The organism is Aquamicrobium ahrensii (assembly GCF_040545755.1).
GTDB lineage: Bacteria > Pseudomonadota > Alphaproteobacteria > Rhizobiales > Rhizobiaceae > Mesorhizobium > Mesorhizobium ahrensii.
The window spans coordinates 38,842-58,433 of record NZ_JBEPMN010000020.1; the positions used below are offsets into that span (position 1 = coordinate 38,842).

At 61.9% G+C, this 19,592-nt stretch carries 21 protein-coding genes and 1 pseudogene; 10 read left to right on the forward strand and 12 right to left on the reverse strand.

Annotated elements, in window-relative coordinates; all coding sequences use genetic code 11:
- Positions 1-41: 41 nt before the first annotated feature.
- The 10 genes from ABID44_RS17550 to ABID44_RS17595 all read right to left on the reverse strand — a co-directional run bounded on the left by ABID44_RS17550 (position 42) and on the right by ABID44_RS17595 (position 8,469).
- Positions 42-1,232, reverse strand: a complete 1,191-nt coding sequence (locus ABID44_RS17550) for a mandelate racemase/muconate lactonizing enzyme family protein (protein WP_354152983.1) — start codon at positions 1,230-1,232, stop codon at positions 42-44.
- Between the two features lie 56 nt (positions 1,233-1,288).
- Positions 1,289-1,957, reverse strand: coding sequence for a 4-carboxy-4-hydroxy-2-oxoadipate aldolase/oxaloacetate decarboxylase (locus ABID44_RS17555; protein ID WP_354152984.1), 669 nt, complete (start codon positions 1,955-1,957; stop codon positions 1,289-1,291).
- Positions 1,954-2,901, reverse strand: coding sequence for an NAD(P)-dependent oxidoreductase (locus ABID44_RS17560; protein WP_354152985.1), 948 nt, complete (start codon positions 2,899-2,901; stop codon positions 1,954-1,956). Before ABID44_RS17560 ends, ABID44_RS17555 begins: the two co-directional genes overlap by 4 nt.
- Before the next feature lie 11 nt (positions 2,902-2,912).
- Positions 2,913-3,701, reverse strand: coding sequence for an RraA family protein (locus tag ABID44_RS17565; RefSeq protein ID WP_354152986.1), 789 nt, complete (start codon positions 3,699-3,701; stop codon positions 2,913-2,915).
- A 199-nt stretch (positions 3,702-3,900) separates the two neighbouring features.
- Complete coding sequence (locus ABID44_RS17570) at positions 3,901-4,788, reverse strand: LysR family transcriptional regulator (protein ID WP_354152987.1); 888 nt, start codon at positions 4,786-4,788, stop codon at positions 3,901-3,903.
- 7 nt (positions 4,789-4,795) lie between these two features.
- Positions 4,796-5,695: an ABC transporter permease gene (locus ABID44_RS17575; RefSeq protein ID WP_378226856.1), complete on the reverse strand. Its 900-nt coding sequence runs from the start codon at positions 5,693-5,695 to the stop codon at positions 4,796-4,798.
- On the reverse strand, positions 5,688-6,494 hold the full coding sequence (locus ABID44_RS17580) for an ABC transporter ATP-binding protein (RefSeq protein WP_354152988.1): 807 nt from the start codon (positions 6,492-6,494) through the stop codon (positions 5,688-5,690). The genes ABID44_RS17575 and ABID44_RS17580 overlap by 8 nt, the downstream gene beginning before the upstream one ends.
- 169 nt (positions 6,495-6,663) lie before the next feature.
- Positions 6,664-7,665 (reverse strand): ABC transporter substrate-binding protein, encoded by a 1,002-nt coding sequence (locus ABID44_RS17585; RefSeq protein WP_354152989.1) that lies wholly within the window; start codon positions 7,663-7,665, stop codon positions 6,664-6,666.
- Between the two features lie 130 nt (positions 7,666-7,795).
- Positions 7,796-8,191, reverse strand: coding sequence for a carboxymuconolactone decarboxylase family protein (locus tag ABID44_RS17590; RefSeq protein ID WP_354152990.1), 396 nt, complete (start codon positions 8,189-8,191; stop codon positions 7,796-7,798).
- Positions 8,191-8,469, reverse strand: coding sequence for a hypothetical protein (locus ABID44_RS17595; protein WP_354152991.1), 279 nt, complete (start codon positions 8,467-8,469; stop codon positions 8,191-8,193). Before ABID44_RS17595 ends, ABID44_RS17590 begins: the two co-directional genes overlap by 1 nt.
- Positions 8,470-8,588: 119 nt before the next feature.
- Between ABID44_RS17595 and ABID44_RS17600 the strand changes: the two genes are divergently transcribed.
- Positions 8,589-10,124 (forward strand): acetolactate synthase large subunit, encoded by a 1,536-nt coding sequence (locus ABID44_RS17600; protein ID WP_354152992.1) that lies wholly within the window; start codon positions 8,589-8,591, stop codon positions 10,122-10,124.
- Positions 10,125-10,244: 120 nt separating this feature from the next.
- Here ABID44_RS17600 and ABID44_RS17605 read toward each other — a convergent pair whose 3' ends face one another.
- The gene (locus tag ABID44_RS17605) at positions 10,245-10,379 is read right to left on the reverse strand and encodes a hypothetical protein (RefSeq protein WP_354152993.1); all 135 of its coding nucleotides are present in this window, start codon (positions 10,377-10,379) and stop codon (positions 10,245-10,247) included.
- A 217-nt stretch (positions 10,380-10,596) separates the two neighbouring features.
- On the opposite strand from ABID44_RS17605, the gene ABID44_RS17610 reads away from it, so the two are divergent.
- The 9 genes and pseudogenes from ABID44_RS17610 to ABID44_RS17650 all read left to right on the forward strand — a co-directional run bounded on the left by ABID44_RS17610 (position 10,597) and on the right by ABID44_RS17650 (position 18,394).
- Positions 10,597-11,568 carry a DMT family transporter gene (locus ABID44_RS17610; protein ID WP_354152994.1) on the forward strand — a complete coding sequence of 324 codons (972 nt, stop codon included), beginning with the start codon at positions 10,597-10,599 and terminating at the stop codon, positions 11,566-11,568.
- An 86-nt stretch (positions 11,569-11,654) separates the two neighbouring features.
- Positions 11,655-11,810: pseudogene (locus tag ABID44_RS17615) on the forward strand (IS6 family transposase); the annotation flags it as partial.
- A 288-nt stretch (positions 11,811-12,098) separates the two neighbouring features.
- Complete coding sequence (locus tag ABID44_RS17620) at positions 12,099-13,154, forward strand: extracellular solute-binding protein (RefSeq protein ID WP_354152995.1); 1,056 nt, start codon at positions 12,099-12,101, stop codon at positions 13,152-13,154.
- A 156-nt stretch (positions 13,155-13,310) separates the two neighbouring features.
- Positions 13,311-14,432, forward strand: a complete 1,122-nt coding sequence (locus ABID44_RS17625; protein WP_354152996.1) for an ABC transporter ATP-binding protein — start codon at positions 13,311-13,313, stop codon at positions 14,430-14,432.
- The gene (locus ABID44_RS17630) at positions 14,429-15,289 is read left to right on the forward strand and encodes an ABC transporter permease (RefSeq protein ID WP_354152997.1); all 861 of its coding nucleotides are present in this window, start codon (positions 14,429-14,431) and stop codon (positions 15,287-15,289) included. Before ABID44_RS17625 ends, ABID44_RS17630 begins: the two co-directional genes overlap by 4 nt.
- A 10-nt stretch (positions 15,290-15,299) precedes the next feature.
- Entirely contained in the window at positions 15,300-16,091 is a 792-nt protein-coding gene (locus ABID44_RS17635) for an ABC transporter permease (protein WP_354152998.1), read from the forward strand.
- A 44-nt stretch (positions 16,092-16,135) separates the two neighbouring features.
- Positions 16,136-16,870, forward strand: coding sequence for an HpcH/HpaI aldolase family protein (locus ABID44_RS17640; protein WP_354152999.1), 735 nt, complete (start codon positions 16,136-16,138; stop codon positions 16,868-16,870).
- Between the two features lie 23 nt (positions 16,871-16,893).
- Positions 16,894-17,718: a carbon-nitrogen hydrolase family protein gene (locus ABID44_RS17645; RefSeq protein ID WP_354153000.1), complete on the forward strand. Its 825-nt coding sequence runs from the start codon at positions 16,894-16,896 to the stop codon at positions 17,716-17,718.
- A 10-nt stretch (positions 17,719-17,728) separates the two neighbouring features.
- Positions 17,729-18,394 (forward strand): RraA family protein, encoded by a 666-nt coding sequence (locus tag ABID44_RS17650; protein ID WP_354153001.1) that lies wholly within the window; start codon positions 17,729-17,731, stop codon positions 18,392-18,394.
- 43 nt (positions 18,395-18,437) lie between these two features.
- Here the strand turns inward: ABID44_RS17650 and ABID44_RS17655 are convergent, their stop codons facing one another.
- Positions 18,438-19,367 carry a LysR family transcriptional regulator gene (locus tag ABID44_RS17655; protein ID WP_354153002.1) on the reverse strand — a complete coding sequence of 310 codons (930 nt, stop codon included), beginning with the start codon at positions 19,365-19,367 and terminating at the stop codon, positions 18,438-18,440.
- Positions 19,368-19,592: the final 225 nt, after the last annotated feature.

The window sequence follows — 19,592 nt, forward strand, 5'->3', positions numbered from 1 at the left end:
TCGGCGCGGTGTCCTTAAACGGGCATCGGGTCCAGGTAGATTTAGCGGGTGACGTTTGCGACGCCCCACACATAGTTCTTGCGCGGGAACTCCTCCCAATATTGACGCATGTCCTTGTGCGGGAAATCCTTGTAGGGGCGGCGGCGCAGCGCATCGACGTCAATGTCGACGCCGAGCCCCGGGCCGGTTGGCAGATCGACCCAGCCATCTTCGATCTTCAGTCCCGGCGCCGCGATCTCGGCGCAGGCCTCCGACAGATTGATAAAGCACTCGGCGATCAGGAAATTGGGGATCAGCGCCGACAGGTGCACCGTCGCGGCCAGGCCGATGATCGGGCTGTTATAGTTGTGCGGGCTGATGGCCACGGCGTGCGGATGCGCCATCGCGGCGATGTCGAGCATCTGCAATATGCCGCCGACGGCGCAGATGTCGGGGTTGAGGATGTCGGCGGCGCGCTTCTCGAACACCTGCGCGAACTGCTCCTTGGTGTAGAGCGTTTCGCCCGTGACGACGGGGGTGGCGATGGAGCCACGCACCTCGGCCACCAGGTCAAGATTGTCAGACAGGCACGGCTCCTCGTAGCAATAGATGTCGAACTCCTCCAGCCGGCGCGCAACACGGATGGCGTGATGCGGCGCGACGCGGCGATGGGCGTCGATCAGAAGGTCCATATCCGGGCCGAGCGCCTCGCGCATGGCGCGAACGTTGTCTACCGCATAATCTTCCTCCTCGCGGGTGATGAAGGTGCGCCACGGTCCGGGGAAGGGGTCCCATTTCAGCGCCGTGAAGCCCATCTCCTTGACCTGCAGCGCGCGCTCGACCGTCTGGTCGATATTGGTGACGCCATACCACCAGCCATTGGCGTAGAGGCGCACCTTCTCGCGTGAGGGACCGCCCAGCAGATTGTAGATCGGCTGGTTCGACAGCTTGCCGACGATGTCCCACAGCGCGATCTCGATGGCGCTCCAGGCGCACAGAAAATCGACCGAGGTGCGGCGGATGGCGAAGTCGTCGAACATGATCTGCGCCATATGGCGGATCGTGTAGGGACTGCGGCCGACCAGATAGGGGGCCATGGCGTTGATGTATTTCTCAACGATGACTTCCTTCTTGACGCCGACATAAGCCTCACCCCAGCCATAGGCGCCGTCGGATGTCTCGATGCGCACGAACAGAAGGTTCTTGCCGCTGCCGGGGTGGAACAGGAAGGTCTCGATATTGGCGATCTTCATGATCTTGTCCTGTGATGGGCGGGACGAAATGACGGGTAGGGCTTGCCGGGGTGTCTTCAGAAATCGACGGAGACGCCCTTGGCGCGCAGGAATCCGCCAAGATCGTTGACATCCCAAGGCGTGCGGCCACCTGCCAGAGCGGCGACGGTTTGCGCCTCTTTCGCGGCGCGCTGGCGACACGCTTCCAGCACCGCATCGATGTTTTCGGCGGCGACGACGACGACACCGTCCTCGTCGCCAATGATCAGGTCGCCGGGCCGAACAAGAACGCCGCCCAGGGTCACGGGAACGTCGATGGGGCCGAGCATCTCCTTGACGGTGCCCTTCATGCACACATTGGCGGCAAAGACAGGGAAGCCGACATCAATGATGGTCTGCAGGTCGCGGACGCCGCCATCGGTGACGAGGCCGGCAAGGCCACGGCCGAGGCCGCAACTGGCCATGACGTCGCCGAACATGCCCTGCTCGGTGGCGTCGGTGGCGTCGCAGACCAGCACATCGCCCGGCTGGGCCATCTTCAGCGCCGCATGCAAGGTCAGGTTATCGCCAGGTTCGCACACGCAGGTGAAGGCCGGCCCTGCGACCGTCATCGCCCGATCCAGCGGTTTGATATTGGAGGCCAGCGCCCCGGTCCGATTCTGGGAATCGAACACCACGGCCGAACCGAAGGACAGGAGTTCCTTGCAGATGGTGATAATGTCGTTGCGTTCGTGGCGCGGGCTCATGACTGACTCCGATCTTCTTTTGCGTTCATGTCGTTTCCGGGGGCGCGGCGTGGCAGGCATTCATCGAGAATGGCAAGCGCATCGTTCATGGTGGCGGGCTGCCTGCCGCCAGCGCTGCCTGCCGCATCGGTAGCAGCGGTGCGCCGCATGATCTCGATGACCGCGTCGGTCATTACGGGATCGAGGCCGGCCTCGATCACCAGGTCGCGCGACATCGCCACTTCCTCGGCGCGCCTCGCCGCATGCACCACATGCGACTGAAGCAGCAGCGCCGCCGTCGCATGCGCTGGGCGGGCATCGAGGAAGGCGCAGAAGCTGCCGAGCACCTCATCGGCGACGCCGGATCGCCGGGCTGCGACGAGCGCCTCGACGTAAAGCGCCTCCAGCCCCTTGGCCAGAACGCTGCGCACCAGCTTGATGCCGGCGGCGGCGCCGACGACATCGCCGGCCACCGTAATATCCATGCCATAGGCGGCGAAGACGTCGCGAAATGCCGCCGCATCAGGGCCTGACGCGAATATCGGCACGCGGTGCCCCGACGCCGGGACCGAGCCGATGATGCCGGCATCGACATAATGGCCACCATGCGCCGCTACCGAAGCGGCCGCCGCTTGCTTGCGCTTCGGCGAAGCGGAAGAAAAATCCACATAAAACGATCCGGGCCGCAGATGCGGCGCCGTCTCGCGTGCCGCCTTTTCGGCAACGCCCGGCTGGACCATGGCGAAGACCCACAAGGCGTCGGAAAAGCCCGCGCGGTCGCTCAGCAGCGCCGTGCCGGTCGCGGCGGCCCGTTCGCGCAGCAGCGCCTCGCCCGGGCCGCCATGCACGGCGATGTCATAGGCGGCAAGGCCATTCAGCCCGGCCTGGGCAAGCCCGGCGGCAAACAGCGACGCCGCCTCGCCAAAGCCAAGGAATTTGAGCGCAATAGGCCCGACGGGTTGCATGGGCGGCGGCCTCACCATTTGTCCGGCGAGATGATGGAGGCGCTTTCGCTGGCGGACGCGCCGCTTTCGAGCGCACCAAGCAAAGCCTTCTCCTTCTCCGCCACCTGCTCGGCGCGCTCCAGCACCTGCTCGCACAAATCCAGCGGCACGACCACGACACCGTCGGAATCGCCAAGGATGAGATCGCCGGGCAGGATCTGCACGCCGGCTATGTCGACCTTGCCGTTGAATTCCACCAGTTCCATGCGGTGTTTGCCGGTGCGCGGCGTAGCGCCGCGCGCCCATACGGGCAGCCCCATGCGCTTCATGTTCTCGATATCGCGGACGCAGCCATCCACCACGACGCCGGCAAATCCCTTGGAAGCCACCGCCGTCGCCATGATGCCGCCAATATTGGAGGCCGTCGGCACCGCGCTTCCGTCGATGACCATGACGTCGCCCGCTTGCGACAGGGTCACCTCGTCAATCGCGCCGAGTTGCGGCGAGGTCTTGTTGGCGACGTTATAGCCGGCATTGAAGCGGGCCGGGCCGTGCTTGACGGTGACGGCGGGTCCGACCATGCGCTGGCCGGGCGCGATGGGCGCCAGCAACGTCGTGGGGATGGCGCTGTCGACGCCGAACTGGTCAAGGATATCGGCGATGGATGAGGTCAGGTCCGGCAATTGCCGGTAGCGCTCGATGATCGCCGCCGCTGGACGCGAAAAATCCACAGCCTTGATGCGGTCCACGGGGATAAGGCCCAGAAGCTGGCCCTCATAGGCCTTCAACTGTTCGGCGACGCTCGGCTTGGTGTCTGACAATGATTCCTCCGCGCAGGATCTTGGCAAGGTGGTTTGCATAACGAAGTTACGCGACGTGGTTAGGCAGGGGCGGGACATAGTCGGACCCGCCCGTCTGGTTCGTAAAGCGAATTATTTTCGGCAAATTCGATCGCTTTTCCTCATGTCAGAAGGCTTCGTTTTCCGCTCGTTTCCCTTACCCGCCTCAACATCGGCTGTGTCACAGGCTTGGCCGTGAGAAGTCGCAAAATTCCTGCGCCAACTCGGCGATCTGCGAGGCGATGAAATCGTCGCGGTAGATTGCGGCATACTGGAGCGGGCGCATCGTCATGTTGGTGTGAAGAATGTTGAGCCCGCCATGGGCCTGAAAATAATCGCGTGGCAAATAGGCGATGCCAAGCCCGCCGCGCACCAGTTCCGCAATTGCGATCATGCTGCTGCAGGAGATTGTCTGTCGCGCCGCAAAGCCATGCTCGGCAAGGGTCTTGACCACCCTTTGGTGAAGCAGCGAGCCTTCGGCATAGGTCAGGATCGGCAGGCTGGCGATCTCTTCGGGAGACAGTACGCCGCGGCGGCTGGCGGTCAGTTCGTCACCGCACATCCACGCCGATTCCAGCGCTGGCAAAGGCAGCGACGGCAGACCGGCGAGCGACTCGGCATGGGTGAGCGGGCAGAGGATGAGGTCAAGCTTGTAGTCCCTGAACTTGTCCTGCAATTCATGGGTGAGGTTGATGCTGGTCCTCAGATTGATGTTGGGAAAGCGTGCGGTGATCGCAGGTATCAGCTTCGGCAGCCAGGTAAGCGCCACCATCTCGGTCGCCCCGAGATGAAAATAGCCGGAATAGCTGGTGTCGTTTTTTGCGCTGTGCTCGATCTTGCGATGCAGATTCAGCATCGCGGCGAAATCGGCGAGCAGCCCACGTCCTTTCAGCGTCACCTGCGACGTGCGGTTGGAGCGGTCGAAGATCGGAAAGCCCAGCGAATGCTCCAGCTCCTGAATGCGTTTGGAGATGGTGGACTGGGTGGTGTTGAGCCGCTCGGCAGCCGCATGGAAGCTGCCGAGTTTCTCGACCCAGTGGGCGGCCTCTATCTGCTTTAGCGTCACCATATCAAGCTCAGCTTTGCATACCCCAGCGCCTGACGGTCGCAGCCTCTATCGTCCGGAAGATCACTCCCTCGACAAACAGCCCGATGATGATGACCGTCAGCAGGCCGGCAAAGACATTGGCGGTTTCCAGCGCGTTGCGGTTCTGGAAGATGTACCAGCCAAGCCCGGCCGAATTGCCGGAGACACCGAAAACCAGCTCGGCGGCGATCAGCGTGCGCCAGGCGAAGGCCCAGCCGATCTTGAGGCCCGACAGGATCGAGGGGAAGGCTGCGGGAATGAGTATCTTCACCACGAAGCTGACACCCTTGAGACCATAGTTGCGGCCGACCATTCGCTGCGTCTGGCTGACCGCCAGGAAGCCGGTGAGCGTGTTGAGCGAAACCGCCCACAATACGGAGTGGACGATCACGAAGATTAGGCTGGTGACCCCCAGGCCAAACCACAACAGCGCCAGCGGCAGGATGGCGATCGCCGGCAGTGGGTTGAACATGGCTGTCATGGTGGCCAGCACGTCGGTGCCGACGCGTGTGCTGATGGCGAAGGTGGTCAAGATTACCGAGATGCACACCGCTACCGCATAGCCCAGGAGCAGCACCTGAAGCGTGCCGTAGACGGATGAGATCAGGACACCCGAGCGCATGCCCTGCCACCAGGCGTCCAGCGTGGCGCTCAGCGACGGGAACATCAGCTCGTTGCCGGCATAGCGGGCATAGGCCTCCCAGGCGATGCCCAGCACCACAAGCACAAGGGCCCGTCGCACCCAGGTCTTGCCGAAAAGGCGCTCCCAGAGGCCCAGATCCTGCGCGACGTCGCCAATCATGTGTGCCGGCGCACGCGGCCGCTCGATGTCAGGACGCGCGTCAAGCTCGACGAAGCCCACCTCCTGCGTTGGGGAAACCTCAGCCATGGGCGGTGTCCTCATGTCCGAACAACATGTCGTTGATCTTCTGCTGGAAGGCGACAAATTCGTCGCTTCCAGACTGGTCGTAATTGAAGTCGGTGGCGTCGAGCTCGGCAATGATCTGGCCCGGATGCGGCGTCATCACCACGATGCGATTGGCAAGGATGATCGCCTCCTGGATCGAATGGGTGACGAACACCATCGAGAACTGGATCTCGGCCCACAGATCGAGCAGCTCTTGCTGCATACGCCGGCGCGTCAGGGCGTCCAGCGCCGCAAAGGGCTCGTCCATGAGCAGCACCTGCGGCTCCATCGCCAGCGCACGCCCAATCGCCACACGCTGCTTCATGCCGCCAGAAAGCGTATGCGGGAAGGCATCGGCAAATTTGGAAAGTCCGACCTTCGCCACCGCAGCTGCGGCGCGGTCGGCCCATTCGGAGCGGGGAAAGCGCCCGGTGGCGCGCATCGGGAATATGACGTTCTCCAGAACGGTCTGCCACGGCAGCAGCTGGTCGAACTCCTGGAATACGATCATGCGGTCGGCGCCGGGGGCGCTCACGCGCTTGCCGTTGAGCCGGACCTCCCCCTCGACCGGCTTGAGGAAGCCGCCGATACTCTTGAGCAGGGTGGACTTGCCGCAGCCCGATGGGCCCAGCAGGACGAAGCGGTCACGCTCGAACATGTCGAACGAGACACGATGGGTCGCCGTGACGATCTGCTCTCGTGTTGCATATTGAAGCGTCACGCCATCGACCGCCAGAAGCGGCTCGCGCAGGCCGGCAAGGCTTACGTCCGACTGATCCATATTCGACGCACTCCACCTGGTTGCAAGATCCGCTGGACCACAGGGCCGGACGGATCCGAGAAACGTGTGACAGAGAGACCAGACGGCCCGGTGCCCAAGGGAGGAAGGGCAAGCTTATTTGCTGACCATGGCGCGCAGCAATGCGCGCCATGGTGCTCATGACCCTATGTCAGCTACCCGGGCCTTCGTTGACCGGCGGGAAGAAGACCTCTTGCCAACTGCCCGGAACTTCCTTGAGCTGTCCCAGCGATTTCATGAAGGTCGCCGTCTCGACCACGCCATTGGGTATGGTCGTATATTCATGGGCGTTGTTGCGGATAATCTCGACCTTCTGCTCGTCATCGACCTTGGAAGGTTCGGCCGCAAAATAAAGCTCGGCCGTCTTTTCGACATTCTCGGGAATGAAGGCGTTGGCCTCGTCGAGCGCCGCCAGGAACGCCTTGACGGCCAGCGGATTGTTGGTCACGAAGTCGGAGAGCGCCGCAGTAACGCCGTTGGTCATGTCCTTGGGGTTGTAATCGACGGATGAGCCGATGACATGGACGCTCGATTCACGCCCCAGGATTTCGGCGAAGGGCGACGTGGCGAAATACACCTGCACCGTGTTGCCGGTCGAGAGCGCCGCCACTGCGTCAGGATGGGGAAGCGCCACCATCTGCTGGTCGAAGCGGTTGGCGTCGCCAAAGATCTTGTGCGCCGCGCGCCGCAGGATGACGGCCTGGGAGCTGGTCGGCCCCGGAACCGCAATCTTGTCGGTCGGACGGATGTCGGCGATCGACTGGATGGCGGGGTCATTGGCATAGATGGTATAGGTGCCCTTCCAATAGCCGGAAATGCCGCCCATCTTGTAGTTGCTCAGCGTCTTTTCCCAGCCGATCAGCAGCGGCTGCATGCCGAGCGCGGCGATATTGACGTTTCCGCTGAGCAGGCCCTCCGTCAGCGCAGTGGGGCCGCTGATACGCGTGATCTCGAAATCGATGCCCGCACCCTGTTCCTCGGCGTGTTTCTGGAACAGGCCGAGCCCCTCGGCGACGATGAAATTCAGATAGGGCAGGCCGAACTGGATGCCGATGACGGCCTTGCCGGCCTGCGCGCGGGCGACATGCGGCATGAATGGCGCGGCGGCGGCGCCGGCCAGTAGTCCCAGGCTTTGACGACGGGTAAATCGCATGCGTTTATCTCCTCCTTGAACTGCGGCAATGTAAAACCGCAGGATCTGCTGGTTGCTGCTGCCGGTCCCCGCAGGGACCACGAAATTTTCACTGCGGCAGGAACGGCCGGCACTCAGCGCCTGCGGGCAGTCACTTCTCGAAGGCCGGGTCGATCGGAATCCGGTATCCGTTCACAAGCCTGTTGGTTTCGTTAGCCATGCCGACAACGGCGACCAACTCGTTGAACTGTTCTTCCGTCATGCCTGCCTTGGCCGCGGCGGCGCTGTGGCTGGCGATGCAATAGCTGCAATTGTTGGTGATGCTGACAGCGATGTAGATCAGTTCCTTGACGAGAGGATCGATCGCGCCCGGCGCCATGACCTCCCTGACGCTCTCCCATGTGCGGCGCAGCGTCTTTTCGTCATTGGCGAGATATTTCCAGAAATTATTGACGTCCTCGAGATTGCGCGAGGACTTGATGTCATCGAACACCGCCTTAACGGCGTCGGAAGCCTGCTCGTAATTGATAGCCTTGGGCTTCGGCATCACTCATTTCCTCCCTCACAATCAGCAGATGTATCGGAAAGGTTGCACACAGTTTGAGAGGAAAAAAGAGAATTATAACGATCAAAAATGATCGCTAAAAGGAATATGTTCTGACTAACATCCCCTCGGAGTACAAGGTTCGGCCGGAATGCCGGCAGGCGAAAAGGAGATTGCGCCGCATCGCTGCGATGCGGGAATTTATTTTCTCGTCTGAGCCGCGCACAGATGCGGCAACGCCAGGCGATGCCGATGCGGTTGACATCGGCCGTGCCATTCATCCACACCCGGCTTGGGCGAGACGATAGGCATGGCGGCGACCGGAGCGTGCGCCGACTCGCCTGCGAAAATGACCGGCGCCACGAGGCGACCGGCAAGTACGGAGATGTAGGGAAAGCCAATGAACGGTGCTGAAAGCCTTGTCCGGACGCTGCTGGCGAACGGGATCGATACATGCTTTGCCAATCCGGGGACGAGCGAGATGCATTTCGTCGCCGCGCTCGACCAGGTGCCGGGAATCCGGTGCGTGCTGGCGCTGTTCGAGGGTGTGGCGACCGGCGCCGCCGACGGTTATGCGCGGATGACCGACAAGCCGGCAGCCACCCTGCTGCATTGCGGGCCGGGACTGGCCAACGGGTTGGCAAACCTTCACAATGCGCAGCGCGCGCGGGTGCCGATGGTCAATATTGTCGGCGACCAGGCAACCTATCATCGCCCGCTCGATGCGCCGCTGACGGCCGATACAGAAGGCTGGGCGCGGCCCGTTTCGGCATGGTGCCGCACCTCGACCGCTGTGGCAGCCGTCGGCCGTGACGCGGCGGCGGCCGTGCAGGCGGCGCGCACCGCCCCCGGCATCGCGACGCTGATCTTGCCCTCCGATGTATGCTGGGACGAAGGCGGTGAGGTAGCCGGCGCGGCCGACATCGCTGCGCCTCCAGCGGCTTCGCCTGAAATGGTGGGGCGTGCGGCGCGCATTCTGCGCTCGGGCGAGTCGACGGTGCTGTTCCTGGCCGGAGCCAGCTTGCGGGCCGGGCCGCTGGCGCAGGCACGGCGCATCGCCGAGGCAACCGGGGCACGCATCATGGCGCCGACCTCCAACGCCCGCATCGAGCGCGGCGCTGAGCGGCACCGTGTCGAACGCCTGCCTTATGTAATCGACCTGGCTTTGGCGGCGTTGAAGGATGTGCGCCACATGATCCTGGTGGGCGCGCCCGAGCCGGTCGGGTTTTTCGCCTATCCCGGCAAGCCCGGCCGTCTGCTGCCGCCCGAAGCCCAATTGCACGTGCTGACCCGCGCCGAACAGGACGGCCCACTGGCGCTGGAGCAACTGGCCGACGCACTCGACGCGCCGCCGGCCGGCGTTCCCGCACCGGCAGCCAGGCCCGAACCGGCGCGCGGCAAGGTGACTTCAGAAGCCGTGGGCCGGACACTGGCGGCTCTGATGCCCGACAACGCCATCGTGGTCGATGAAAGCGTTAGTTTTGGCCGCGCCTTTTACGCGGAGACGGTCGACGCGCCGTCCCATGACTGGCTGCAGCTGACCGGTGGGGCCATCGGTGAGGGATTGCCGCTGGCGACCGGAGCGGCCATCGCAGCACCCGACCGGCGGGTGATAACCATGCAGGCCGACGGCTCGGCGCTGTTTACAGTGCAGGCCCTTTGGACGCAGGCGCGTGAACGCCTCGACGTGACGACGGTGATTCTGGCCAACCGCAAATATGCGATCCTGCTCGGCGAGCTTGCAAGCGTCGGCGCCAATCCGGGACGCACGGCGCTCGACATGCTCGACCTGTCCAATCCCGATCTCGACTGGGTAGGCATCGCCAACGGCTTCGGCGTCGAGGCTGCTCAGGCGCAGAACATGGAGGAATTCGCCGACCTGATGGCCACCGCAAACAACCGGAAAGGCCCGTTCGTGATCGAACTCATCATCTAAAGCAGTCTGTAGCCGGATGGAAACGCCCGGCTGCAGCCAATGGCTGCTGAATGAAGCGTGCCAGCAGGAACCGCAACCCGCTCCGGCGCGAACCTTCAGCCAGATGAAGGGGCGCGCAGTCTATACATCGTCGACAAACAGCAAGGCGCCGGAAGGCGTCCGGCCAGCATAGCGCATGTCGTTCAGCAGCCGCGTGGCCCGCAACGGCGCTTTGCCGTGTTGCAGGTAGGCCACGATGCGGCAGGCGATTCCCACGCGGTCCCCCAGGGTGGCGGCCCGATCATCTCAATCGAGACCTTCATCCTCAATTGTGCCATTGCTCTTTTTGGAAAAGACCTCGACGGCTCAAGGATTATTACCCCCACATTTTCCCACTCCGACTATAAAGACGCATTTGCGATCAAGCGCCAAGCGACGTCCCACATTGCCCTCCGCCGTAAATTGAGTCTCCGATCAAGACAGGATTTCAACAGTGATCAATAAAGATAGCGACGGCGCAGTCAGACTGGAAAAGAGCCAAGACCATTTTCCGCAGCTCCACGTCGACAACTACCTGACCGGAATGGGTTGTGCTTTGGGAGCATATTTCTTTTTCGCCGTCATGAATGTTCTCGCCAAACTACTCTCCGATCACCACCATGTGGTTGAAATTGCATTCTATCGCAATCTTGTCGCCGTGCTGCCGTTCCTGTTCATCATCTATGCGATGGGGAAGCGGGAAATCCTGACAATCCGCAGCAATACCAAAGGCATTATTGTTCGATCCGTGCTCGGCACCATTTCTCTCATCGCGACGTTCGCCGCCTATGCTGTTATGCCGATGGCCGATACGACCGCGTTCTTGTTCACCTCGTCACTGATCGTACCAGCCCTCGGCTTTTTCTTTCTGGGCGAAAAAGTCGGCTGGTTTCGCTGGTCCGTCATAGTCGTCGGCTTCATCGGCGTGCTGATCATGCTGCAACCAAAGGGGGAACTGAATATGCGAGGGGCTTCATTGGCCCTCGGCGCGGCGGCGACGCAGGCCGTCCTGCTAACCGTTCTGCGCGCACTCGGCAAAGTAGAAAGGCCGGAAACGGTGACCTTTTATTTCCTCCTGATCGGGACGCTTATAACGGCGATTCCGATGATTTTTGTCTTTACCGTGCCCACATGGGAAACAGTGCCACTCCTTCTGGGCATCGGACTTTGCGGGGCGCTTGCCCAATTTTTGCTATCCGTTGCCTACAAGAATGCGCCCGCCAATATCATTACGGTGTTCAACTACAGCGGCATCATCTGGGCAACTGCGTTCGGATGGTTCATCTGGAACGACTGGCCGACCGTCCCCATCTGGATCGGCGGGCTGATCGTCATCATGTCAAACTTTGTCATAATCTGGCGTGAAACGCGTCTTGCAAGGGCCGTCTATAGAAGATCCAGGCTCGGCCGGAGAGGAGAGTCCTGAGGGCTCTGTCGCAAACCACGGGGTTAACGTAGCCTGGAGCATGAAGGTTCTCCAAGTTCAATGGCCGTCGCTTCGACCGATCGGTAATCCTGCTTTGCGTAAGTTGGTATCTGGCTTACACCCTCAGCCGGCGTGGTCTGCAAGAGATGATGACCGGGCGCGGCATGCACGTCGACCACTCCACTGCCCATCATTGGGTCGTTCGTTTCGCGCCATTGCTGCTTGAACGCATCAAAGCCCGTGCATAACCCCGACGGACGCCTGAGCGTGACGATGGTTGACGCCGACCAAAGTTCGTCGCGGCCGATCCTCGCAATATGCTGACGGCTGGCCGGCTGGCGCTATTGACCAGTCTGGCTGCGCTGGGCGTCCTCGCGACCAACACCTTGCGGCGGATGCATTCAGCGGGGATCGTGCAAGGCGAGGCCGCTTCGGCCCGTAAACCTTTTCTTGTCCGTCGTCATAATTTTCCCGTTGGACTCAGCGTCGCTCTCCTTTCAAGCTGATCCTGTTCAATAGGGGAAGTCAAAATGAAGAAACTGTCCTGCTATCTGATCGCAACGGCCTTGGGTTCGGCGTTCGCCACTATCGCCATCGCGGAAGAGATAACGGTGATGGGCTACCGCGGCGCGTTCGAGGAGAACTACGTCAAAGCCGTCATCCGGCCGTTCGAGGCAGCCCATCCCGACATCAAGGTCAAGTATTTCGGCGTTCAGAACGCAGCGACCTCGCTGGGCAACATGCGCGCGCAGAAAGACGCGCCTGCCGTCAACGCTGTCATCTATGACCTGTCGGTCGCCAAGATCGCCTCGGAAGAGGGGCTGGTTGAAGACATTCCTCTGGACAAGCTGCCGAACTACGCCGACCTCTACGACATCGGCAAGGATCTGGATGGCAAGGCGATTCCGCTCACCTACGACACGCTCAGCCTGATCTACAACACGCGCGTCTACCCCACAGCCCCGGACTCCTGGGAAGAGCTGTGGAACAAGAGCAATGACGGCATGGTCATCCTGCCGGCGCAAGGCGGTGGCGACATCCAGGCCATCCTGCTGACCATCGTGGCGAACCGCATGGCAGGCGAGGAAGATTACAAGAAGAATATTCGTCCCGGCGTGGAAAAGCTGATCACGGTCGCCCCTCTGGTGCAGACATGGGAGCCCAAGCCGGACGCCTATACGCTGGTGGCGGATGGCACAGCCAATATTTCAATCGGCTATAATGCGCGCTCCCAGTTCTTCTTCGACTCGACGGAGAAACGGGTGTCGTCCGTCTCCCCCAAGGAAGGCACCGCCGCGCAGATCAACGTCATCAGCCAGATCGCCAAGTCTCCGGATGCGGAAGCCACGCAGACTTTCATCAACTATGCGATCAGCCCGGAGGCGCAGGCGAATTTCGCCAAGGCGATGTTCTATGCTCCGACCAACTCGAAAACCGAGCTCGATCAGGAAACGTCGGCCCGCATCCCGTTCACGGACCCTGAAAAGCGCAAGAACCTGATCAATGTCGACTGGATGGCCATCGGCGATCTGCGCGAAACCTTCCTGACCGCCTGGCGGCGGGAGATCATTCCCGCCGGGCGCTGACAATCCTCCCGGCCGCCACCACCAGAGCGGGCGGTGGCGGCCAGATCGCTCAGGCATATCTTGCGGACAAGACAAGGCCTTGCCGGAAAGCATGGCCCGAAGCGGACCAGATGAACTGGGCGGATCACGACACGCTCTCAAAAGCCAGGAAAACGCATGACCTACTCTCCCGCGCTGGGGCCTTCCGCCGTGGTGGAAGCGGACCCCGCTTTTCTCAGCCTTTCCTCGGTCGGCAAGATTTATCCGAACGGTTACAAGGCGGTCGTCGATCTGGATATCGATGTGCCGCAGGGCCAGATGCTTGGCCTGCTGGGCCCCTCCGGTTGCGGCAAGACCACGACCTTGCGCATGATCGCGGGCCTCGTCCCCAATACGGCCGGCCACATCCGCGTCGGCGGTCAGGATGTGTCGCGGGAGCCGCCACATCGGCGCGACATGGGCCTCGTCTTCCAGAGCTATGCGCTGTTTCCGCACATGACGGTGGCCGAGAACGTGGCCTTCGGTTTGGAAATGCGTGGGATTTCGCGGCGCGACGCCAGGGATCAGATCGAGGAGGCTCTGGAAATGGTGCGCCTGCCAGGTCTCGGTTCGCGCAAGCCGCGCGAATTGTCCGGCGGTCAGCAGCAGCGCGTCTCGTTGGCGCGTGCGCTGGTCATCCGTCCCAGGATCCTGCTTCTGGACGAGCCGCTCTCCAACCTCGACGCCAAGCTGCGCGACGAGATGCGCGTCGAAATCCGTGAAATCCAGAAGCGCCTGAAGATCACCACGCTGTTCGTCACGCACGATCAGGTCGAGGCGCTGACCATGTGCGACCTGGTGGGCGTCATGCATGGCGGCAAGTTGGCGCAACTCGGCTCGCCCGAGGATATTTATGAACGTCCCAATTCGCTGTTCGTGGCCGAATTCGTCGGGCGCACCAACAAGTTCCCGGCCCGCATCACCGGCCGCGACAAGATCGCGATCGGTTCCGAGACCTTCTCGGCCGACACGCGGGGCCGGCTCTCGGGCGATGCGGTGGCGACCGTACGTCCGCATCGCATTGCGCTGACGCCGGATCGCGATCGCGGCATCGTGTCCAACCAGACCAATGCCGTGCGCGGCCGTGTGCTGCGGGTGACCTATATCGGCGACGTCATTCAATACGACCTCGATATCGGAGGCCAGGAACTGAAGGTTGAGCACCATACGCTGAGTTCCGGTCCGCGCCATGTCGAGGGGGAGATGCTGATGTGCGAATGGGCGCCCGCCGACATGTTCGTCTATGGGGACGAAGCATGACGGCCGGCGTCTCCGCCAGATCCACGCGCTGGCTGATCCTGGCGCTGCTGCTGCCGATGGCGGCGGTGAACCTGCTCGCCTTCATCCTGCCGATGGCGCGGCTGGGGATGATCTCGCTCCTGGAAAGCCGGGCGGGCGGCGTCCTGACCGACACCTTCACCCTCGGCAACTACATCAGCTTCTTCACCGACTATTTCAGCTATCAGCTCATCTGGAACTCGCTGGTCATGTCCTTCATCGTGACCTTGGGCACCCTGATCGCAGCCTATCCCATCGCGCTGTTCCTGCATCGCGTGAACCCGCGCTGGCGCAATATCCTGTTCGTGATCACGGTTTCCCCGCTTCTGGTGTCGTCAGTGGTGCGCACCTATGGCTGGATGGTCATCCTGGGCAACCAGGGCCTGGTCAACGGCCTCCTGATGCAGGTCGGCATCGTCGATTCGCCCATCCGCCTGATGAACAACACGCTGGGCGTCTATATCGGCATGATAGAGATCCTGATCCCCTATATGGCGCTTGCGCTCATTGCCGGTTTCGGCAGGCTCGACGCCGTCTATGAAGAGGCCGCGGCGACATTGGGCGCGAATGCCTTCGTGCGCTTCCGCAGGGTTATTTTGCCTCTGACCATGCCGGGCGTTTTGCTGGGCTGCCTGTTGGTCTTCGTGCTCGCCATCAGTTCCTTCATCACGCCCAAGCTTCTGGGCGGCGGCCGCGTCTTCCTGCTCGCCACGGAAATCTACGACCAGGCGGTGGTGCAGCTCGCATGGACCAAGGCGGCGGCGACCTCGGTCATCGTGCTGGTGATCTTCGGTCTGGCACTTGCACTGTATTCGCGCCAGTCGCGGCGCTACGAGTGAGGAGGAAAGCATGATCGGACATATGTCTCTGCCACTCAAGATCGTGGTGTTCCTGCTCTACCTCTTCCTGCTGGCGCCGGTACTGGTCGTCGTCCCGCTGTCGTTCAGCGCCGACAGCTTCCTGGTCTTTCCGCCGGAAAGCTGGGGTATCCGCTGGTATCGCGCCATGTTCCAGCATGAAGGACTCATGCAGGCGCTGAAGGTGAGCCTGTGGCTTGGCGCGGTGGTGACCGTTCTCAGCCTCCTGATCGGCGTGCCGGCAGCTTACGCGTTGAAGCGGTTCGAGTTCCCCGGTCGCGATTTCCTGATGAGCGTGTTCACCGCGCCGCTTCTGCTGCCCTCCATCGTGCTTGGCCTGGCGATCCTGCTGGTCTTCGTGCAGATGCGATTGCTCGGCTCCTATACCGGGCTGGTTATCGCCCATCTGATCGTCACCACGCCCTATGTGATCCGTATCATGGCGACGGCGTTCTCGACCTTGCCGCCCTTCGTGGAGGAAGCGGCGACCATGCTGGGCGCTTCCCCCCTTACCGTGTTCCGCCGCATCACGCTGCCGCTGATGATGCCCGGCTTCATCGCCTCGGCCGCGCTGTCGTTCCTGATGTCCTTCGACGAGGTGGTGATCTCGCTGTTCGTGACCGGACCCAATGTCCGCACGCTGCCGGTCGAGATATTCGACTATGTCGAAAGCCGGACCGACCCGATGACGGCCGCGGTCTCCGTGGCGCTGATCCTCGCGACGCTGCTGGTCATCGTGGTGCTCGAGCGCACGCTGGGCTTCTCCAAGGCCGTGGGCAAGTGACCCACTCCCGATTGCATCTCACGACAAGGAAACCTCTTTTTCTCATGGAAAATGTCGCTCTGTGGATATCGCAGCCCCATTTCAGCTTCCTCGAAATGGCGAAGCTGTGCGGTTACCGAAAAATGGTGGTCGAACTCGAGCACGGGACCTTCGACCTCGCCACTCTGGACCAGTTCCTGGCCCTTGCGAAGGCGCTGGACATTCCTGCGATCTGCAAGGTGATCGCACCCAATGTCGAGTCTATCCAGCAGGTGTTGGATTTCGGGGCGCAAGGCGTCGTCATTCCCCATGTGCGCGACGTGGCGCACGCCGCCGAAATCAGCAAGGCGGCGAAATACCCGCCGCTCGGTGTGCGCTCCTATACCGGGGGGCGGATCTATGACTATACCCGCCCCTCCACCACCGCCTTCGAGGACGAAAACCGCCGCACCAAGTGCTATGCGATGATCGAAACGGCCGAGAGCCTGGCCGACGTCGAAAAGATCGTCGCACTGGATACCGTCGACGGCCTGTTTCCCGGCCCTTCGGACCTGGCGCTGGCCTGCGGTCGCGGCGCTTATGCCTTCAACGACATCGACCGCGCCGATCTGACCCGTATCGCGCGTGCCGCCCGGAACGCCGGCAAGAGCTGGATCATGCCGGCGTGGACGCCCGCCGAACGCCAGTTCGCCCTTGAGGAAGGCGCCGAACTGCTGGTGGTCGCCACGCAAAACATGGTGTTGCGCGCCGGCGTGGAATCCACCGTTTCCGCCCTCCGCCGCGAAAATGTCGTGGGTTGAACTATTTCATGAAAGGAAATGCCATGAAGATCTCGATGATCCAGAATCATGCCAAGCCGGACCGCGCCGCCAATCTGGCGCGCGTCGAAGCGCTGATGGAAGAAGCGGTGAAAACCGATTCCCCCGACCTGATCGTGCTGACCGAATATTTCGAGCTTTACGGAACGAGCGTCGCCGAGAAGCTGGCGGCGGCCCAGCCGGCGCCTGGCGGCGAGGCCTACGCCATGGCCCGGGATTTTGCCCGCAAGCATGGCGTTTATGTTCACGCCGGCACCATCATGGAGCGGGTGGAGGGCGAAAACCGGATCTACAACACCTCGTTCGTATTCGACCGTAACGGCGCTGAAGTCGCGGCCTACCGTAAGATCCATATGTTCGATATCGAAACGCCGGACGGCATGGTTTTCCGCGAATCCGACAGCGTGAAGCCCGGCGACGAGATCGTCACCTATGACATCGACGGCATGAAGGTCGGTTGCGCCATCTGTTACGACATCCGTTTCTTCGAGCTGTTCCTGCAACTCGAGCGCGCCGGGTGCGACATCATCGTGCTGCCCGCCGCCTTCACGCTCCAGACGGGCAAGGACCACTGGGAACTGCTGGCCCGCGCCCGCGCCGTCGAAACCCAGACCTATTTCGTCGCTTGCGGACAAACCGGCACGAACATCGTCGATGGGGTCGCCAAGGCCTGCTACGGTCATTCGCTGGTCGTCGATCCCTGGGGGCACGTCATCGCGCGCGCCTCGGACGGAGAAGGCTTCGTCACCGCCCGCATCGAGCCTGCGCAGATCAAGCGTGTGCGCAATCTCATCCCCATGACCAAGCACCGCCGCCTGGCCTGCAACTAACGGAGGCACGATGTACACCATCAACGACATGCCCGCCCAGATTCCCGCAGAGGATCTGGAACTGCTTTCCGGTGTGGAGACCGCAACGGTCGGACACTGGAGGCTGCTCGGCTTCATGAACCGCGCGATCCAGCCCCTGCTGCCGGGTCGGCGGGTGGTCGGAACCGCGGTGACGCTTGCGATCTCGGGCTCGGATTCCACATTGCTGCATCACGCAACCGGCATGCTGCGGCCGGGCGATATTCTTGTCGTCGATCGTCTGGGCGACGACAAATACGCCTGCTGGGGCGGTGGCGTTACCGTTGCGGCCAAGGCGTCCGGCGCGGTCGCGGGCATCGTGGACGGTCCCTGCACCGATCTGACCGAGATCCAGGACAGCGACTTCCCCATGTGGGCGCGCGGCCTGGCCCCGATCACCACCCGGCTTTACGATCTGGGCGGCGGGATGAACATACCGGTGTCCTGCGGCGGAGCCGTGGTGATGCCGGGCGACGCTATCCTGGCCGACGAGAGCGGCGTTCTCGTCATTCCCCGTGACGAGGTCAGAGCCGTCGCGGAAAAGGCGCTGGCGATGCAGGTCACCGGCAAGGAGCGGGAAGCCCGCGTCCGCGGTGGCGAGGTGAAGCTGGGCGAGTTGTCCGGTGCTTCGACCAAAGTTCTCGCAAGAGTCGGATAACGAACTGCTGGACCGGCTGCCCGGATTTGGTCAGACAGCCGGTTCAGAACGGATATTCCGGGAGGATGACGAGATCGTGGGAATATTCGCTCGCGATTTCCTTTGCCGCGTTGCAAGCCACTTCGGCGACGGTCTTGTGGATGCGCGAGGTCGACCCCTGCGACCAGAGGATATGATAGTCCGTAGACGGGAAACGCGGCCGGACATTCAGGGCCGCCAACGTGCCCTCGCGAAGTTGTTCCTGTACGGCGATGAGTGGCAGGACCGAGATGCCGACGCCAGCCTCGATCAGATTGATGGTGGTCGCCAGTGAGTTGGAATAGTGGATCACGCATTCCTCACGCGCGGCATCGCCGAGATAATCGTGAATTCTCTGCCCGTTCAACGTGTTCTTCTCATAGGAGATGATGGGCTGGGATATGAGGTCCTGAATGCCGAGCTTCGCGCCGCCCGGAAAAACGCCGGTCTGCGCGACCCAGTGCATGCCCAGCGTCCACAAGGGGATTTCCCGCCTGCCGGAATTCGCATCGTTCCGGACGCAAAGGATGATATCCAGCTCGGAACTATCGAGCATCTCAAGCAGACGCCGTGCGTTGTCGGTTACGACCGAGACAATCAGCCGGGGATAATCCGTTTTGAGTTTGCCGATGATCCTGGGCAGCAGGTTTGCCGCCACGGTCGGCACCACGCCGAGGCTGATCCGTCCCTGCGGGCCCCCGGTTTTGGCCAGGGTCTGCACCAGTGAGCGATAGTCTTCGACTATCTTCAACGCGCCCGACAGGAACTCCTCGCCATCGGGCGTGATGCGAACCTCCTTTGAATCGCGCTCGAAAAGCCTGATCCCCAATTCGTTCTCGATCGCGAGTATCCGGCTCGAAATCGCAGCCGGCGTCATTCCCATCTGTTCGGCCGTCGCACGAAAGCTCCGCAACTGCGCAAGACAGATTACAGTCTCTATGAACCTGATATTCATACGCGATCCCGTAGCCGTGTCGTGACCCTGCCGGATATTCTGAAAGTCGATCCATATTGGCGGCGAGTCAGGTTTCCAGCACCATCTTGAACTGAACCTCCCGATCCTTGCGCCGAGGATTATGGTCGCCCTGAGGTGGACCCGTCTGGTGAGACAGCTTGGCGGCTTGGCTAAGGTGGATCGGGTTGGTTTCTACGCCGCCAATTGCTCCGTCATTTGTGCCGT

What these genes read in the sequence shown, in the direction of transcription:
- ABID44_RS17625 (WP_354152996.1), top strand. Translation starts at nt 13,311, where the DNA reads ATGACCTACTCTCCCGCGCTGGGGCCTTCCGCCGTGGTGGAAGCGGAC.
- ABID44_RS17635 (WP_354152998.1), top strand. Translation starts at nt 15,300, where the DNA reads ATGATCGGACATATGTCTCTGCCACTCAAGATCGTGGTGTTCCTGCTC.
- ABID44_RS17645 (WP_354153000.1), top strand. Translation starts at nt 16,894, where the DNA reads ATGAAGATCTCGATGATCCAGAATCATGCCAAGCCGGACCGCGCCGCC.
- ABID44_RS17655 (WP_354153002.1), bottom strand. Translation starts at nt 19,367, where the DNA reads ATGAATATCAGGTTCATAGAGACTGTAATCTGTCTTGCGCAGTTGCGG.
- ABID44_RS17650 (WP_354153001.1), top strand. Translation starts at nt 17,729, where the DNA reads ATGTACACCATCAACGACATGCCCGCCCAGATTCCCGCAGAGGATCTG.
- ABID44_RS17555 (WP_354152984.1), bottom strand. Translation starts at nt 1,957, where the DNA reads ATGAGCCCGCGCCACGAACGCAACGACATTATCACCATCTGCAAGGAA.
- ABID44_RS17620 (WP_354152995.1), top strand. Translation starts at nt 12,099, where the DNA reads ATGAAGAAACTGTCCTGCTATCTGATCGCAACGGCCTTGGGTTCGGCG.
- ABID44_RS17640 (WP_354152999.1), top strand. Translation starts at nt 16,136, where the DNA reads ATGGAAAATGTCGCTCTGTGGATATCGCAGCCCCATTTCAGCTTCCTC.
- ABID44_RS17560 (WP_354152985.1), bottom strand. Translation starts at nt 2,901, where the DNA reads ATGCAACCCGTCGGGCCTATTGCGCTCAAATTCCTTGGCTTTGGCGAG.
- ABID44_RS17630 (WP_354152997.1), top strand. Translation starts at nt 14,429, where the DNA reads ATGACGGCCGGCGTCTCCGCCAGATCCACGCGCTGGCTGATCCTGGCG.
- ABID44_RS17590 (WP_354152990.1), bottom strand. Translation starts at nt 8,191, where the DNA reads ATGCCGAAGCCCAAGGCTATCAATTACGAGCAGGCTTCCGACGCCGTT.
- ABID44_RS17575 (WP_378226856.1), bottom strand. Translation starts at nt 5,695, where the DNA reads ATGGCTGAGGTTTCCCCAACGCAGGAGGTGGGCTTCGTCGAGCTTGAC.
- ABID44_RS17585 (WP_354152989.1), bottom strand. Translation starts at nt 7,665, where the DNA reads ATGCGATTTACCCGTCGTCAAAGCCTGGGACTACTGGCCGGCGCCGCC.
- ABID44_RS17600 (WP_354152992.1), top strand. Translation starts at nt 8,589, where the DNA reads ATGAACGGTGCTGAAAGCCTTGTCCGGACGCTGCTGGCGAACGGGATC.
- ABID44_RS17595 (WP_354152991.1), bottom strand. Translation starts at nt 8,469, where the DNA reads ATGAATGGCACGGCCGATGTCAACCGCATCGGCATCGCCTGGCGTTGC.
- ABID44_RS17550 (WP_354152983.1), bottom strand. Translation starts at nt 1,232, where the DNA reads ATGAAGATCGCCAATATCGAGACCTTCCTGTTCCACCCCGGCAGCGGC.
- ABID44_RS17570 (WP_354152987.1), bottom strand. Translation starts at nt 4,788, where the DNA reads ATGGTGACGCTAAAGCAGATAGAGGCCGCCCACTGGGTCGAGAAACTC.
- ABID44_RS17580 (WP_354152988.1), bottom strand. Translation starts at nt 6,494, where the DNA reads ATGGATCAGTCGGACGTAAGCCTTGCCGGCCTGCGCGAGCCGCTTCTG.